At 44.6% G+C, this 15,651-nt stretch carries 14 protein-coding genes; 4 read left to right on the forward strand and 10 right to left on the reverse strand.

Annotation, left to right across the window (positions count from 1 at the left end; translation table 11 throughout):
* Positions 1-10: 10 nt before the first annotated feature.
* From phrB to L0992_21510, 5 genes are all read right to left on the reverse strand, one after another.
* Positions 11-1,441 (reverse strand): deoxyribodipyrimidine photo-lyase, encoded by a 1,431-nt coding sequence (gene phrB / locus L0992_21490; protein XGB68974.1) that lies wholly within the window; start codon positions 1,439-1,441, stop codon positions 11-13.
* The gene (locus L0992_21495) at positions 1,438-2,385 is read right to left on the reverse strand and encodes a DUF523 and DUF1722 domain-containing protein (protein ID XGB68975.1); all 948 of its coding nucleotides are present in this window, start codon (positions 2,383-2,385) and stop codon (positions 1,438-1,440) included. Before L0992_21495 ends, phrB begins: the two co-directional genes overlap by 4 nt.
* A 174-nt stretch (positions 2,386-2,559) precedes the next feature.
* Positions 2,560-3,240 (reverse strand): ChrR family anti-sigma-E factor, encoded by a 681-nt coding sequence (locus tag L0992_21500; GenBank protein ID XGB68976.1) that lies wholly within the window; start codon positions 3,238-3,240, stop codon positions 2,560-2,562.
* On the reverse strand, positions 3,233-3,880 hold the full coding sequence (locus tag L0992_21505; protein XGB68977.1) for a sigma-70 family RNA polymerase sigma factor: 648 nt from the start codon (positions 3,878-3,880) through the stop codon (positions 3,233-3,235). The genes L0992_21500 and L0992_21505 overlap by 8 nt, the downstream gene beginning before the upstream one ends.
* 110 nt (positions 3,881-3,990) lie before the next feature.
* On the reverse strand, positions 3,991-4,611 hold the full coding sequence (locus L0992_21510; GenBank protein ID XGB68978.1) for a hypothetical protein: 621 nt from the start codon (positions 4,609-4,611) through the stop codon (positions 3,991-3,993).
* A gap of 264 nt (positions 4,612-4,875) precedes the next feature.
* Here L0992_21510 and L0992_21515 point away from each other — a divergent pair, with 264 nt between their 5' ends.
* Positions 4,876-5,262 (forward strand): tautomerase family protein, encoded by a 387-nt coding sequence (locus L0992_21515; GenBank protein ID XGB68979.1) that lies wholly within the window; start codon positions 4,876-4,878, stop codon positions 5,260-5,262.
* 136 nt (positions 5,263-5,398) lie between these two features.
* On the opposite strand, the gene L0992_21520 is transcribed toward L0992_21515, so the two are convergent.
* The gene (locus L0992_21520; GenBank protein XGB68980.1) at positions 5,399-6,208 is read right to left on the reverse strand and encodes a DUF4344 domain-containing metallopeptidase; all 810 of its coding nucleotides are present in this window, start codon (positions 6,206-6,208) and stop codon (positions 5,399-5,401) included.
* 193 nt (positions 6,209-6,401) lie between these two features.
* Between L0992_21520 and L0992_21525 the strand changes: the two genes are divergently transcribed.
* Positions 6,402-6,758, forward strand: a complete 357-nt coding sequence (locus L0992_21525; protein XGB68981.1) for a YibL family ribosome-associated protein — start codon at positions 6,402-6,404, stop codon at positions 6,756-6,758.
* A 316-nt stretch (positions 6,759-7,074) separates the two neighbouring features.
* Positions 7,075-8,301: a sodium/glutamate symporter gene (gltS, locus tag L0992_21530; protein XGB68982.1), complete on the forward strand. Its 1,227-nt coding sequence runs from the start codon at positions 7,075-7,077 to the stop codon at positions 8,299-8,301.
* A 73-nt stretch (positions 8,302-8,374) separates the two neighbouring features.
* On the opposite strand, the gene norW is transcribed toward gltS, so the two are convergent.
* The 4 genes from norW to L0992_21550 form a co-directional block, all read right to left on the reverse strand.
* Positions 8,375-9,544 (reverse strand): NADH:flavorubredoxin reductase NorW, encoded by a 1,170-nt coding sequence (gene norW / locus L0992_21535; protein XGB68983.1) that lies wholly within the window; start codon positions 9,542-9,544, stop codon positions 8,375-8,377.
* Position 9,545: 1 nt separating this feature from the next.
* Positions 9,546-11,045: an anaerobic nitric oxide reductase flavorubredoxin gene (norV, locus tag L0992_21540; protein XGB68984.1), complete on the reverse strand. Its 1,500-nt coding sequence runs from the start codon at positions 11,043-11,045 to the stop codon at positions 9,546-9,548.
* 279 nt (positions 11,046-11,324) lie between these two features.
* On the reverse strand, positions 11,325-11,981 hold the full coding sequence (locus L0992_21545; GenBank protein XGB68985.1) for an NAD(P)H-dependent oxidoreductase: 657 nt from the start codon (positions 11,979-11,981) through the stop codon (positions 11,325-11,327).
* Between the two features lie 292 nt (positions 11,982-12,273).
* Positions 12,274-13,140 (reverse strand): glycerol kinase, encoded by an 867-nt coding sequence (locus tag L0992_21550; protein XGB68986.1) that lies wholly within the window; start codon positions 13,138-13,140, stop codon positions 12,274-12,276.
* Between the two features lie 571 nt (positions 13,141-13,711).
* On the opposite strand from L0992_21550, the gene L0992_21555 reads away from it, so the two are divergent.
* Entirely contained in the window at positions 13,712-15,604 is a 1,893-nt protein-coding gene (locus L0992_21555) for a PTS mannitol transporter subunit IICBA (GenBank protein ID XGB68987.1), read from the forward strand.
* Positions 15,605-15,651: the final 47 nt, after the last annotated feature.

Here is a 15,651-nt window from a genome sequence, read left to right on the forward strand (position 1 = left end):
TTCACTCTAATTATTTAAAAAAGGCTAAGGCTCTCAATCGTGCTTCTTTGTGTTCAACGATGGGTTGCCAGTATTCGCTGTTAATTCCGTTTTTTGCAATGTAATCATGTGGAAAATGCACATGCTTGTCGGGAATGTTTTTCAGCTCTGGTATGTACTTACGAATAAAAATTCCTTTCGGATCAAACTTTTCACTCTGGGTGATTGGATTGAAAATTCGGAAGTAAGGTTGAGCATCACAGCCAGTACTTGAAGCCCACTGCCAACCACCATTGTTAGCGCTGAAATCACCATCGATAAGGTGCGTCATAAAGAATCGCTCGCCCCAACGCCAGTCGATAAGCAAGTGTTTGGTCAGGAAGCTCGCCACTACCATTCTTAGTCTGTTGTGCATCCAACCTGTATCAACCAGTTGGCGCATGGCTGCATCAACTAACGGGTAGCCGGTTCTCCCTTCACACCAAGCTTTGAAGCTCGGGTGATCCTGATACCAATCTAAGCCATTGTACTTTTGTTGAAAGTTAGCGCCTTTTACCAGTTTAGGATGATGGAACATTAAATGCTTATAAAAATCTCGCCAAATCAATTCATTAAGCCAAGAAAAGGCAGGTAATTGCGAGTCAAACAGCAGATCAGGTTGTTGCTGAATCAACTGAATCGCTAACCATCTTGGGCTCACTGCACCGATCGTCAAGTAAGGTGACAGGCCAGAGGTTCCTTTGACGGAAGGGATGTCTCTCAGGTGTGCATAGTCATTGACTTTGTTAGCCAAGAAATTGGGGATCACGCTGCTTAGTACATCTTCGCTCATTGGCCAGCGACTTGAATCAACGCGAGGGAAGTCGAAGTCGTAATCATCGGCAAGTCGATAGGCTGAAAAGCTGTCAGGTAACTGCGCTTCTGAACGTTGGTCATCGTGGCTTTTAGCTGGCATCACTGGAGCATGACAGCACTCGATGCCTTTAGCTTGAACCTGCTTTAACCAAGCGTTTTTGAAGGGAGTGAATACCTTGAACATCTCGCCTTGTTTGTTGAGAACGCTACCGAGTGGCAGCATAACGTCACAATCGCTGATCTTCAGGTTTAGGCCGCTTGAAATCAGCTTTTTATCGCGAGCTTGTTCATCGACCTCTGGCTCAGAGTTAGCGTAGACGCACTTGGCATCAAGCTGCTGGCATAAATCGATGAGTTGTTTGGATTGGTCGTCAAAGTCGCCAGCTTTGAGGTGCAGCAGAGTAATACCGAATTCCGCGAGCTGTGATTCAAGCTGCTTGAGGTGTCGGTAAATGAAGTCTGCTTTTATTGGAGCAAGGTGATGTTGTTGCCACTGCTGCGGAGTTGAAATAAAAACGGCGATAGAGACGCCGTTTTCAACTGCAGCGACGAGAGCTGGATTATCGTGAATCCGCAGGTCTCGTCGTATCCATAGAATGTCGCTCAATATCCGTATCTCAATTTAAGTTCTTGCGGGTGAGGATTTAAGTACACCTGTGACTGCAGGTACTCGTTTGGGTATTCCATCAAGTAGTGATTAATCAGTGTTAGTGGTACTAATAGCGGAATCACGCCCTCCCTGAAAGAAGCAATCTGGTTAGATAACTCTTGCTTGTGAGCACTGCTGAGTTGCTTCTTAAAGTAACCTTGAAGGTGTTGAAGTGTGTTGGCGTGCGTACCACGGTTTGCATGGTGCGATAATGCCGTCATCAGCCCTTCGATATACTTATCTGCAAGCTCATTTATCTCTAGCTCGTTGCCTGCTAGTAATTTACCAAGGCTTTTGTAACCTTCTACGTGATGGCACATTACGAGATACTTGTGGGTGCTATGGAACTGGATAAGCTTGTGCTTTGTAATACCTTCATCTACTAGGTCTAGCCACTTCTGATACGTGAAAACACGAGTCATGAAGTTTTCGCGCAAAATCGGATCGTTCAGACGACCATTCTCTTCCACAGGCAGCAACGGGTTGCCTTCCATAACCTGCTTAGTGAACATCCCAATGCCTGTTGATTCAGAGCCGCGGCCATGATGGTGATACACCTTAACGCGCTCCATGCCGCAAGTTGGACTCTTTTGGCACACGATGAAACCAGCGATGTGTTGGTTGTTCTTGGAGTAGTTTTGACCGAATTCGATTAACTCATCAGTAACGTCGCCAGTACCATCAGGACGGGAAACGTGAATGATATCGTCTAACATCCGTGTCTGACGAATGGTTGGGCGAGGGGTTGGAAGGCCAACAGCCATCTCTGGGCAAACAGGTTCCAATTCCACGTAGTCTGCTAGGTCGTCTGTACAAAAACGAGAGCGTTTATGACCTGTGTCGAAACGTACTTTGTGTCCAGCAACACATGCACTGATACCGATTTTAATTTTCTTTTCCATTGGCCAACTCCTTTGCTCCTGCTCTGAGCTTTTTCTTATAGTTCAACATTGCTAATCGTACTTACAGAGCTGGGTGTGTTTTTATTTTGACACCGTAGATGTTCTTATTCAGATGTGTTGACGATATACAGGATAGCTTCATGCCATCCTGTATATTTATAGCCTGCAACTGGGTTAATAGATATATTTTCCAAGTGGATTGAATAGTTGGCTCACACCTTTTGTGAAGTAAAGCGCATCACTTGAAACGGTTAAACAGACACAACCTTCTTTTGTTGCAGGTTGATGAGTGTGATTGCCATCCAACCAGATGAAGTCACCTTTGTTGTAAACACCCATTTCGTCTTCGAAACTGCCCTCTAGAAGAAGCGTGATCTCAAAGCCCTTGTGAGTGTGGCAAGGCACTTGTCCATCTTTATCGATGTGCAACAAACTCGTGTGGTGTGCTTCGTCATCGAAATCGAGTCGTGCTCGTGAAATCTTGCCTAGGTTCATCCAATCCTTTCTCGCCACTGAATTCAGAGCGCGAGGAATTGTGAACGTGGTATCTGCAACGGTAACTTGTTCTACCTTAGGTTCAACTTCTACCGACTGGGATAAATCAGCAGTGATCTGCTCAATTGCATCAAAGTCGAAATCCATGTCGTCCATTGAAAAGCTGTCTGATTCTTCGCTCGCAAACGCAGGTTCTTTGTCGAACGCATTATTCGCCGCTTCAGCCGTTAACTGTTTCACTTTCTCTTGGCAGTGTTCACATAGCTCTACATGGCTCGACACAATTAGAGATACTGAGTCAGCAAGCGTGCCGTCAACAAAGTCTTTCAAAATTGCTTCGTTAGGGTGATGTTTAATCATGGCTTTGTTCCCCCATGTGAACCTTAAGTTTGGCTAAAGCGAGTCTTAGACGTGATTTCACTGTTCCAAGTGGGACGCCAAGTTGTTGTGCAAGCTGCTCTTGAGAGAGTTCTTGAAAGTAAACGCCTTTGACGATGGTTTTCTGAGCCAGAGGCAGCTTCTCTATTTGCGTCATTACGTGTCGGCTCATCAAATGATCGCCAAACGGTAACTCGTCACTTTGAGATTCAGCAACCATTGCGTCGATAGGCCAGATGTCATCTGCGATTGTCTGTTCCGCTTTGGCTTTCACTTTACGCAACATATCAAAAGCGGCGTTTCGCATAACGGTGTAGACCCAAGTCGTCGCAGCGCCCTTGTCTTCATTATAAAGATGGGCTTTCTTCCAAACGTTAGTCATGGTGTCTTGAACCAGCTCGTTCGCCGCAGCTTCACCGCCTAACTTGCTAATTCCGAAACGCTTTATCTTGGGAGCAAAGAACTTGAACAAACAGGTAAATGCCTGCTTGTCTCTGTCTGTACCAACCAAGACTAACCAGCTTGAAAGTTCTGCTGGTACCTTGGATTCGGTCGTTGTTTTTTTGTCTGGGATAATGACATGCTCCTTGCCCTTCCCTGAACTTCTACTTTCGACTTGCATAGTAAATAACCATCATGCGAATTTGAGTGGCACTACGTGAAAGTTGAAGGCCGGGATCACTTTAATTTAAATTAATTTCCACTATACAAAATTATAGTGAAGAAAAGTGCTTATTGCCCCGTAATGATTTGATTCAAAAAAGGAACTAAAGAAGGAAAGCTAGCGGGCTCGGTGAACTCGGTTTTCTTTTCTAAAGGGATAGGCATCATCTCGAGTAGTCGCGCACAAATCCATTGTGGGCTTTCGAAATCAGGCGTGGGATAAAGGGTTCTTATCGAATCGTGGTCGCGAAACAGCTGAACCAAAAACGCAGTAAACACGTTGGGCACTTTATATTCATCGGTAGGCCAGTGAGGCAACAAGCTGAATTGGCTTTTAATCAGATCATCGTCGTCTCGAAACGAACCATGCAATTGCACCAACTTTTCGCCTTCGACATCAATTTCCAATATCTGGTCATCCGACATATTGAAGTCAACGATCATCACCTTGGTCCCCCAAGAGCTGAGATGTTCTGACTTTACGTTGTCTTGAGTGGCAATGATAAAGCCTTCGCCCTGCGCTGCGTGTGCGACCATCGCAAGGTATTTAGGCTCGAAAATGCGCAGCCTTTGTCTCCCTCCAGGTAAAAGGAAGACAGGAAGGGGAAACACAGCGAGTTCTAGAGAAGACTCTACGGGTGTTTCTGGTTCGGTTTTTGTCCGTGTGGTCTTCCTAGGTGTATTAGGCACATAGCACTCCTTAGTTCAGATGTGATTCAAGGAGATATACGGGCAGTGGCTAGGGTTCGATCAATTCGCTGTGGCTGTAATTGTTTGCTGCTATTTGGTGAGGATATGTTTTTTGTTGCACCTGTTCATAAATTCATTGTTTTAACCTTCTTTCAGCGACGGTATTAGGTACTATATGTACAAATAGTAAGCGAATGGATGGTGGCTAGACGCTGCTGCTATCTAACGTTCTTCTTTACCTGACATCGCATCAAAGGAATGGTCATGATTGTTATCTATGGTATCAAAGAGTGCTTAAATCCAATTAAGTTGCAACTCTCGAACGTGTTGCAGCAGTGTTTAAACAGTGAGATGGGTTTACCTGACGACAAGCGCGCACATCGGTTTGTGCCTTTAGAAAGAGACGATTTCTTTTACCCTGAAGGACGGACAGAGGCCTACACCGTTATTGAGATCAATATGATGGAAGCTCGAGCGGTGAACACCAAGAAGCGCCTAATTAAGAAGATATTTTCTGAAATAGAAAAGCAGCTGGCTATCTCTCCGATTGATATTGAAATCACCATCAAAGAACAGCCATCGCACTGTTGGGGATTCCGAGGCATGACCGGCGATGAAGCCCAAGATCTAAAGTACAAAGTGAAGGTCTAGGGCTTTAAGCCAAGCGACCAATTCGCTTGTTAGCTTAATAACTGAATAGCGGCTTTGAGTCTGATGCCAAAGCCGTTTCTTTCTATTCCTTGTTACTGTCTTTTAAGCTTCGTTGCTATTTTTAAGTCTCGTTCTTCTAGGTCTCATCACTATCTTTTAAATACTGATGCCAATTCTCTGTAATCACATCAAAGTGCTCGACACAGAACTCTTTTCTGTCTTTCAAATAATCGTTTTCTACTTCATCGAGTAAATTCTTATAGGCTTCAGGGTCGCTGCCATACACCAAGCACAGAGTAGAGAAGTAACGTTGAAGATCAAAGCTGTGCTCATCGATGTATTCACCTAAATCATAATATTCAGGGCGGTCTTCAGATTCGAAGGCAAACATGTCAGCTGCGCTGATAGCAGCATCGGCACCGTGTTCCACATAGTTAAGCAATAGAATAGTCGCTAGGTTGTCGACCGCATCTTCCTCTTTGCCCAAGATGGCAATCTTTTGGTCTTCGATATAAGCATGTCCAGCTTCGTGAAGCAGTGTGTGCAGCAAGGTATCGACAGCCCCGGTTTGTGCCGATTTTCCGTACTCTTTTTCGTATTGGTTCTTCTCAAAGTAATTGAGGGATTCGGCGTAAAAACCGTATGGGATGAGTACCTGATGGGTTTGTGGATCGTAGAGTGGACCATCATCGCCACCGTATTGAATGACCAAGGGCTGATTGAACATGAATAGTTGATTCGATAGGTCAATCACGGTTTCATTGACGCCACTGAGCTCAATCTCTTGCTTGATCTGCTTTTCTTCATCAGTTTGAGGCGTTGCATATTCAACGATCAGATTGTTAGCCAGTGTATTGTCATTGGATGCTTCACTGGACGCATAAGTTGTGGCAAACACAGAGCCAATGGCTAGGCTATAGATCAGTGCTCGTTTCAGGAGTGTCATCGCGGGTCCTTGTGATTTGTTTGAATGTTCAGCTCCAGATTGATTCGCGAGCGACTGAAGGTGGATTGATAGACAGTTTAGGTTAGATTTCATCCCATTGGCGATTTTTAAGATAAATTTCAGTTCACGTAAACCCTTGTGCTATACTCCGCGCCCCAATCCGAATTGGCTTGCTTAATCTTAGGAAATTATTATGAGTGCTAAAAACGAACTTCAACAAATTAACAACCGTCTAGACAAGTGTCGCCACAAGTTAGATGCTGCTAAGACTCGTAATGATCGCCCTGTTGTTCGTCAGTTTGAAGAAGAGATTAAGAAGCTAACGAAGAAAATTGCCCAGCTTAAGCACAAGCAAAGCTTCGATGTGAATCAAGAGCGTAAGTCGTTGCTTGATATGCCATTTAGCCGTGAAATCACGAAAGCTGAGCAAGCAGATATGGGTAAACTGAAAAAGTCTGTAAAAGGATTAGTGGTTGTTCACCCAATGACGAAGATTGGTAAAGAGCTTCGCATTGAGGTTATGACGGGTTACGCACCGAAAAAATTCTAATTACCAGCGATGGTGATAAAAGAGGAGCTAGCAATAGCTCCTTTTTGCTTTTTTAGGCATGCAGAAAGCGGAATATCGACAATAACATTTGTATCAGCCTAGACTTATTTGGAGGTGATTGTTGTCACAAAACCTTCTATCTCCTATAAAAGTTAACGTGCCATTAACATGACACTAGGCAGACGCAGTAATGTGTTCGGCTTTCAAATCCACAATTTCTTACCGATTTGCATAAATATAGGTAGAGCAGCACAAATAATTACAGATAAAACTAGACTCATTAGGGAAGATGAGAACGTAAAAAAATAGAGGTTATATGAATCAATTAATTTCAATAGGGCCACTAGAATCCTTCCTAATCGCGATTAGTGTTTTGTTTCTAGGGCATTTTGTAAATGCAAAGCTACCGGTTCTCAAAAAGTACAACATTCCAGAGCCCATCGTCGGCGGCTTGATCGTCGCTTTTGCTATTACAGCCCTACATTTTAACGGCGTTGATCTTGAGTTCTCCTTGCCTTTACAGAACACATTCATGTTGATGTTCTTTGCAACGGTTGGCCTTGCTGCTAACTACACCCAGCTTATAAAGGGTGGCGCAAAGGTGTTCTTGTTCTTAGGTGTCGCTTCGGTTTACATCATTATTCAAAATGGTGTGGGCGTGACACTGGCAACCGCCCTTGGTCTTGAACCTTTAATGGGTTTGATAGCGGGTTCTATCACGTTATCTGGCGGTCACGGTACTGGTGCGGCTTGGTCTCAAACCTTCGCAGACACGTTTGGCATTGCTAACACCTTAGAAATCGCGATGGCTTCTGCCACCTTCGGTTTGATTATTGGCGGTATCATCGGCAGCCCTGTAGCGCAAAAGCTGATTGATAAGAACAATCTTGAATCTGAATACGGCACAGGTACGCAAACGCACGAACGCTTCCCTGAACTGGTTACCTATAACGAGTATGAAGAAGACAAAGTGACGGCGAAGAAGGTGATTGAAGTATTGTTCATTCTTCTTATCTGTATCACGGGTGCGAGATATCTAGAGCAATGGGTAGCAACCTTTGAAATTTCTTGGTTGATGATTCCTGACTTCGTTTACGCGTTGTTTATTGGTGTGTTCATCACTAACGTTTTTGAAGTGACTAAGCTGCATAAAACCGACAGCGAAACGGTTGATATTCTGGGTACTGTGTCATTGTCACTGTTCCTAGCTATGGCGCTAATGAGCTTGAAACTGTGGAATATCTTTGACCTTGCGATTCCATTCTTGGTTATCCTTGCTGTTCAGGCTGTTGTGTTGGGTATCTTCTCTTACTTTGTGACGTTCAAAGTGATGGGTTCGAACTACGACGCTGCGGTTATGGCGGGTGGTCACTGTGGTTTCGGCCTAGGTGCAACACCAACAGCGGTAATGAACATGGGCTCTTTGGTGAACCGTTTCGGTCCGTCACCACAAGCCTTCATGGTTGTGCCAATCGTTGGTGCCTTCTTTATCGATATTGTTAACCTGATTATCCTACAAGGTTACATCTCGTTTATCGGTTAATGTGAACACCACGTTTAACGTATAAAAAAGCCAGTCTGTTGACTGGCTTTTTTCGTTTTATTGGCAGCAGAGTTTATGCGGGTGAGCTGGCTTGTAGCTCTTTAAGCAGAGGGAAAGCGGCTTTGGTGTGCTCTCCCGTGACAATGAACCCAACCAACTGATCATCTTCATTAAAGCCTTTTGCGATAATACCTTTCGGGTCGAATCGCGTTTCCCAGCTTTGCGCGGTTTTAATATCACGCCCAGCAAGTTGAATTGGATAACTTGGCGTTTTTACCTTAGTAATGATGTGAGGCAAGCTGAACTTTCCTTCTCCCGCCATGATCTTATCTTTATCTATAGAGAGCTGCTTAGCCAACACGTTCGCAGACAAGATAGCGGGTTGCAGATAAGCCATCACACGCCCCTCTATTTCGGCGCAGTCACCAATCGCATACACATTCTCGGCACTGGTTCTCATGGCTTCATCGACCACAATCCCTCTGTTTACGTCGATGCCTGCTTGTGTCGCTAACTGCGTGTTTGGCCTTAGTCCTGCTGCTGCAATCACGATGTCGGTTCGTATCAAGCGAGAAGAAGTGGTTTGCAATCTTACCCCATCAGTTAGATAAGTTGCTCGACACACCGCAGAATCGGTTTCAACGGTGACGCCTGCTTTTCTTAACTCTCTTTCCAACTCTAGGGACACGAAAGGTGGCACTAAGTTATTGAGTAAGTAACTCGCGGGTTCGATGATAGTGACATCTTTACCTGCGGTTTGAAGATCGAAGGCGAGCTCGACCCCGATCAAACCGCCGCCCATCACAGTGACTCGCTGTGCATCGTCGACCTGCGTTTTGTGTTTCTCGAACTCTTCCAAGCTATTAAGAGTAATAGTCGCGCTGCGTTTTAGCCCTTTCGCTGGTGGTATGAAGGGCGTCGCGCCTGTTGCCAATACCAACTTCGAATAATGGATGGTTTCGCTATTTACATGAACACATTGCTGCTTAGTGTCTATCTCGCTCACCAGCGCTTTGGTCTTGATAACAACGTTGTACTGTTCAGCCAACTGTTTCGCACTATGTATTGCCAGTGTTTCAGGCGTTTGTGCCTGACTGAACGCATGCGAAAGATTTGGCTTACTGTACTCAACGCCCGCATCAGCGGTGATCATAGTGATCGCAATATTTTGGTCGAGCTTACGAATCATCTTGATGGTTTGTAGGGCAGCGAAACCGCCGCCCACAATAACAATGTTCGGCATGCTACTTCTCCACAAACACTTCTTTGCCTAAATGACATTCTGGACAAAGGAAATCATCAGGTACTTGTGCCCATGGTGTTCCCGGTTCAACGCCTTGGTACGGTTCGCCTAGTTGTGGGTCGTACACCCATTCACACACAGTGCAATGCCAGCACGTGCAATCTGCACTATGTACAGGCTTATCTTGCGTTTGTTCTAGGTTCTGTTCTGCTGTGTCTTTTAGCTCTGTTGGGGTGCTTGTCGGTGCTGATTCAATGCGTTGTACGTTGCGCTCCACTTGCTTAGGTTGGCTAACCTCAGTTTCATCGGCACGCCAAACCTCAGCCAGTGTCATGCCGTAATCGATGCACTGGCGAAGGGCGTCTGTGTCTGGTTTCCAATGGATGTGTTGTGGTGCACTGACTTCGAAATTCGCTTCACGTAGGCGAGCATCGATGCGTTTTACTGCGCCACCTGTCCAACCTGAAGACCCGAAGGCTGCGGCTCTTTTTTCTGCAAAGCGCAGGCCGTGTATCTCTTCAAGCAAAGCTGCGATCTGCGGCATCATCACGTTATTCATGGTTGATGAACCAACGAGTACGCCCTTTGAGCGGAAGATATTGGCAAGAATGTCATTCTTGTCGTGCTTAGAGATATTGAAGACCTTGATTGCCGTTTCTGGGCTACCTTTACGGATCCCTTTTGCGATTGCGTCAGCCATCATGCGAGTGTTGTTCGACATGGTGTCGTAGACAATAGTGATGCGATCTTCTTTGTAGGCTTTCGACCATTCGTAGTATTGCTCAACGATCTGAGTCGCGTTGTCGCGCCAAATACAACCGTGAGAAGTCGCAATCACATCGATCGGTACACCTAAACTCAACACTTCTTCAATCTTCGCTTTCACTAGAGGCGCGAATGGCGTCAGGATATTAGAGAAATAACGCAGACATTGATCGTGCAGTTCTACTTGGTCTAGTTGGTCGTTGAACAGGTTCTCGTCACAGTAGTGTTGGCCGAATGCATCATTACTGAACAGGATTTCATCGCCCGTTAGGTAGGTCGCCATTGAGTCAGGCCAGTGCAGCATTTTCATCTCAACAAAGATAAGTTGCTTGCCATTACCCACATCGAGCGTGTCGCCGGTTTTAACGGTTCTGAAGTTCCAATCTGGTTGGTGGTGATGGCCAACAATCGAGTTAACACCAGCTTCTGTGCAGTAAACAGGTGTGTTTGGAATTTTGGCTAATAGCGCAGAAAGGGCACCAGAGTGGTCTTCCTCGGCATGCTGACAAATGATGTAGTCGATGTCATTGATGTCGATTTCCATCTCAAGGTTTGCAAGGAATTGCTCAGTAAAGCGATGATCAACGGTATCGACAAGCACCGTTTTCTCTTCACGGATCAGGTACGAGTTATAGCTGGTACCTTTGTTCATGTGGTATTCCTTACCGTGAAAGTGCTCGGTTTCCCAGTCGTGGACACCAACCCAATGAACATTTGATTTAACGTGAATAGTCATAATGATAATACCTTATTTAAATATCTAAGGTCATCATTGCACTAGTTGTGCCAAGTTTTTAACTTGTTGTTTTAAATGGTTTTGTTTGGTTTTTGAACTGTTATTTGTGTCTTTATGACTGTTCTAATTGTGTAATCAAAATGATTTTTAAGAGTCTTTTTGACTTCTGTGTTTTAAGTGTGTAGCAGCAGTTATATAGCATGAATAAAAAAAGGCCAGACGAGAGTCTGGCCAAATAAAGCAGTGCGATTTGTTTTAGCGATTACAGCGTAGTAGCTGTTATAACGTAGTAACCACTTCATCAAGAGCTAGACGCGCTTTTGGTTTACCGTGGTTGTAGTCTTCGCCGTCTTTGTGGTAGCCGATAGCTAGTGCTACATCAACAACGTGACCTTCTAGTTCTTCAGCAAACTCTTCGCCGATCATAGCAGCGTCTACACCTTCCATAGGAGTTGAAGCGATGCCTAGACGAGCTAGTGTGTGCAGTGTGTTACCTAGTGCGATGTAAACTTGAGACTTAGTCCAGTTACCGTTGAAACCTGTTTCGTCTGTGTTCATTTCTGCGAATGCGTAAGCACCTAGGAATTGCTCGTACATTTCAGCTGGTAGGTGACCAGAGCTTACTTCTGTATCAGCACGCTTAGCGAATTTCTCTTTAGTGTACTTAGGATCATGAGCAAACAGGATCGTGTGTGACGCTTCTTTCGCATGTGGTTGGTTAAACTGGAACATGTTCTCGAAAGTGTTATGGAAGCGCTGTTTAGCTGCGTCGCTCTCAATGATGATGAATTTCCAAGGCTGAGAGTTAATTGAAGAAGCAGACAAACGAAGTGCTTCTTTGATTACTTCCATGTCTTCCGCAGAGATGCGTTTTTCTGCATCGTATTTTTTAGCTGTGTAACGAGTGTTTAGATCAGTAATGATTGGATGAGTCATGTTGAATCCTAATATCTATCAATAATAAATGTTGTAGGGTTTTATGTTCGGTAACGTCAACAATAAACAGATAACGCATTTAAACGAATCTCAATAGATTGAACGTCTAAATAGTTATCGAACATGCCCCAATTAAATCGAGTATCTGCGGTAGCTCAAGTCGATGGGTGTAAGATAATAGAAGATGGGTTGGGGAAAAATAGCGAACATATCAAATCACTATGGTAATTAATGTCCATAATGAGCGCGTAAGTGTGATCTTGATGTGTTATGGCGCGCTAAGATCAGTTGCTTAGTACGCCTTGATACCATATTGACGCAATAATGGCGGAAGTACGCTGTCTAGGTTGGGGATATCTTCTGGCGTGATTTCGATTAAGCCAAAACCATGCTCTTCATAGATTTTTCTCGTCGCTTCACGTTTGTCTTCTGCTATTGGGGCAGAGTCGGTTCCCCAGAACTGGATGTATACCTTGCCACTTGGTAGATAAAAATCGCTGATCACTTCTTTTGATATTGGCAGCGGACGCTCATACGCATGCACCACTCCTGCCATGTAAAGCCAGTTATCGATGATCAGCTCTCCCTTTGAACGAACATAGTGCCCATCTAAGGTTCGGTGTTTCGCCTCAAATTTCTGCCGGAAGCTAGAAAACGACACATCGGTCGAGTGGCTTTCTGCATCGTGGCCCAAGAACTCGACAACGGATTGCTTTAATCGTTTATTGCGGACCAACGAGTCGTGCCACACCACGAATAAGTTCTCAGTCGTTTTGTCTTCTCTTTGTTCACCTCCGGCTTTTAAGCCTGTTGAGGTGACGTGCCAGCCATCTTCTTCTTTCTTTATCCACCCAAGTTCATTGAGCAATAAGTTGATCTTCTTAGCGCTGAGCTCAAAGGCGTGACCAAGTTGCGTCGCGGTTAATGTTTTGCCAGCGAATGAGTCCAAATCGATAAGCAGTTTTTCTGGCCATACAATAAAGACACCAAACTTCTTGTGTTCGACATATTCCCCACCAAAACTTTCCCCTCGCTCAGTCAGTACCCAACGCTCTTGTGAACGTACTATATAGCCAGCGGTTTTTAGATCACTAAATAGCGCTTTGGCTTCTACGCCTTTTTGTTTAGCGAGTGCGGATGTGGAAATTTTGTCTGACATAGTCTTTTCTCAAATAGCGAAGTGATCAACTGATGGGTGTTGGAGATATATATGATGCGATAGCGTTGGTAAATACCATATCACATCTATCAATGCTAACTGCAGTTCAGTGGTCTATGTTTTTAGTAGAGCGTTAGGTCTCGTTTTGTATGTTTAGCAAAATGTAGCTCAATCTGTAATTAAATTACAGTTATAGTGATCCTGCTCATCTGGGTGCATATTTTATATACGTGACACGATGTTCTTTTATACGGTTTATATAGATCTTAGATGCTATATTTTACTAAGTGTGATTTTGATCAATATTTATTTTTAAGTATTACAAAATAAAATGTGATCTCGATCGTGCGTTGATGATATCCATTCTCATTAATTTGGCTTTGTAATTTAAATTCATGGTGTTTTTGTGATCTAAGGTGTGCTTGTTAACCCGAAAGTGTTTTTCGTGTGTGATGGTTGTCACGAAAGTTGGGCTAAGGTGCATTTTGGAAATGTTGTGATACATTTTAATCGACTTTTGAGTACACACTTTCGGTCATTTGACCAACCAATACATTACGGGGTTCTACCTATGTTATCACCAGAAGCAAAGATTAAGGTTCAAAACTTTGGTCGTTTCTTATCCAATATGGTAATGCCAAACATCGGCGCATTTATTGCGTGGGGTTTCATTACTGCACTATTCATCCCAACGGGTTGGTGGCCTAACGAAACGTTAGCATCAATGGTTGGTCCTATGATTACATACCTACTGCCACTATTGATTGGTTACACCGGTGGTAAAATGGTTGGTGGTGACCGCGGTGCGGTAGTGGGCGCTATCACAACAATGGGTGTTATCGTTGGTACTGATATCCCAATGTTCATGGGTGCAATGATTGTAGGTCCACTAGGTGGTATCGCAATTAAGAAATTCGATGAAGCTGTTCACGGTAAAGTGAAGAGTGGTTTCGAAATGCTAGTGAACAACTTCTCTGCGGGTATCATCGGCATGATCTGTGCGATCATCGCGTTCATCGTGATTGGTCCTGCGGTTAAGATTCTGTCTGGCGGACTTGCGGCTGGTGTAAACGCAATGGTAGAAGCAGGCGCACTACCTCTAGCATCTATCTTTGTTGAACCTGCGAAAATCCTATTCCTAAACAACGCAATCAACCACGGTATCTTCTCTCCACTAGGTATCCAGCAATCTGAAGAGATGGGTCGTTCTATCTTCTTCCTAATCGAAGCAAACCCAGGTCCTGGTTTTGGTCTTCTACTTGCTTACATGGTGTTTGGTAAAGGTAGCGCGAAGCAATCTGCTGCTGGTGCATCTATCATCCACTTCCTAGGTGGTATCCACGAAATTTACTTCCCTTACGTTCTAATGAACCCACGTCTAATTCTTGCGGTAATCGCAGGTGGTATGGCTGGCGTATTCACTAACGTAATGTTCGATTCTGGCCTTATCTCTCCAGCATCTCCAGGTTCTATCTTCGCCGTCTTACTGATGACGCCAAAAGGCTCTTACATCGGCGTGATTCTATCGGTTATCGCAGCAACTGCAGTATCGTTTGTTGTAGCGTCAATCCTTCTAAAAACATCAGCACAAGATGATGAGGAAGATTCACTAGAGAAAGCTTCAGCACAAATGAAAGACATGAAAGCGTCTTCTAAAGGTGCAGCAGCAGAAGCAAACGTAAACCTAGCGGATGTAAAAGCAGTTTATGTAGCGTGTGATGCGGGTATGGGTTCAAGTGCAATGGGTGCAGGTCTACTCCGTAAGAAAGTAGCAACAGCTGGCCTAGACATTGAAGTGACCAACTACGCAATCAACAACCTACCAGCTGATTCGCAAATCGTTATTACGCATAAAGACCTAACAGACCGTGCTCGTAGCACTGTGCCAGGTGCGATGCATATGTCTCTAAGCAACTTCCTAGACGGCGGCGTATACGACCAACTAGTTGCTGAGCTTGTCGATGCTCAAAGTGGTGAAACGAAAGTAGAAGCTCCGGCTCCTGCAGCAGCGCCAGCTCAAGAAGGCAACAAGCTTGCACTTACTGACGACAGCATCTTCCTTGGCCTTAAAGCGACTCAAAAAGAAGACGCAATCAAGTTTGCTGGCGAACAATTAGTAAAACTTGGCAACGTATCACCAGAATATGTAGATGGCATGTTTGCTCGTGAAGAGCTTGTGTCTACTTACCTAGGTGAGTCTATCGCAGTACCACACGGCACAATCGAAGCGAAACAGTACGTACAAAAAACCGGCATCGTTTTCTGTCAGTACCCTGAAGGTATTCAATGGGGCGAAGATGAAGACGATATCGCGAAAATGGTTATCGGTATTGCCGCACAAGGCGATGAGCACAACATGGTGCTGATGGCTATTACCAATTCACTCGATGATGAAGAAGCTGTGGAATGCCTACAGAACACAACAAACCCTGCTGATGTTCTACGTATTCTCAACGGAAACTAAAAAGCTCTAGTCAAGCTCCTGAGTGAAGGAGGCCAGTATCCCCCTAC

This window comes from Vibrio pomeroyi, assembly GCA_041879425.1.
Taxonomy (GTDB): domain Bacteria; phylum Pseudomonadota; class Gammaproteobacteria; order Enterobacterales; family Vibrionaceae; genus Vibrio; species Vibrio pomeroyi_A.

Coding starts and splice junctions, on each gene's coding strand:
- L0992_21495 (XGB68975.1), bottom strand. CDS start 2,385: ATGGAAAAGAAAATTAAAATCGGTATCAGTGCATGTGTTGCTGGACAC.
- L0992_21500 (XGB68976.1), bottom strand. CDS start 3,240: ATGATTAAACATCACCCTAACGAAGCAATTTTGAAAGACTTTGTTGAC.
- L0992_21505 (XGB68977.1), bottom strand. CDS start 3,880: ATGCAAGTCGAAAGTAGAAGTTCAGGGAAGGGCAAGGAGCATGTCATT.
- L0992_21515 (XGB68979.1), top strand. CDS start 4,876: ATGATTGTTATCTATGGTATCAAAGAGTGCTTAAATCCAATTAAGTTG.
- L0992_21520 (XGB68980.1), bottom strand. CDS start 6,208: ATGACACTCCTGAAACGAGCACTGATCTATAGCCTAGCCATTGGCTCT.
- L0992_21525 (XGB68981.1), top strand. CDS start 6,402: ATGAGTGCTAAAAACGAACTTCAACAAATTAACAACCGTCTAGACAAG.
- gltS (XGB68982.1), top strand. CDS start 7,075: ATGAATCAATTAATTTCAATAGGGCCACTAGAATCCTTCCTAATCGCG.
- norW (XGB68983.1), bottom strand. CDS start 9,544: ATGCCGAACATTGTTATTGTGGGCGGCGGTTTCGCTGCCCTACAAACC.
- norV (XGB68984.1), bottom strand. CDS start 11,045: ATGACTATTCACGTTAAATCAAATGTTCATTGGGTTGGTGTCCACGAC.
- L0992_21545 (XGB68985.1), bottom strand. CDS start 11,981: ATGACTCATCCAATCATTACTGATCTAAACACTCGTTACACAGCTAAA.
- L0992_21550 (XGB68986.1), bottom strand. CDS start 13,140: ATGTCAGACAAAATTTCCACATCCGCACTCGCTAAACAAAAAGGCGTA.
- L0992_21555 (XGB68987.1), top strand. CDS start 13,712: ATGTTATCACCAGAAGCAAAGATTAAGGTTCAAAACTTTGGTCGTTTC.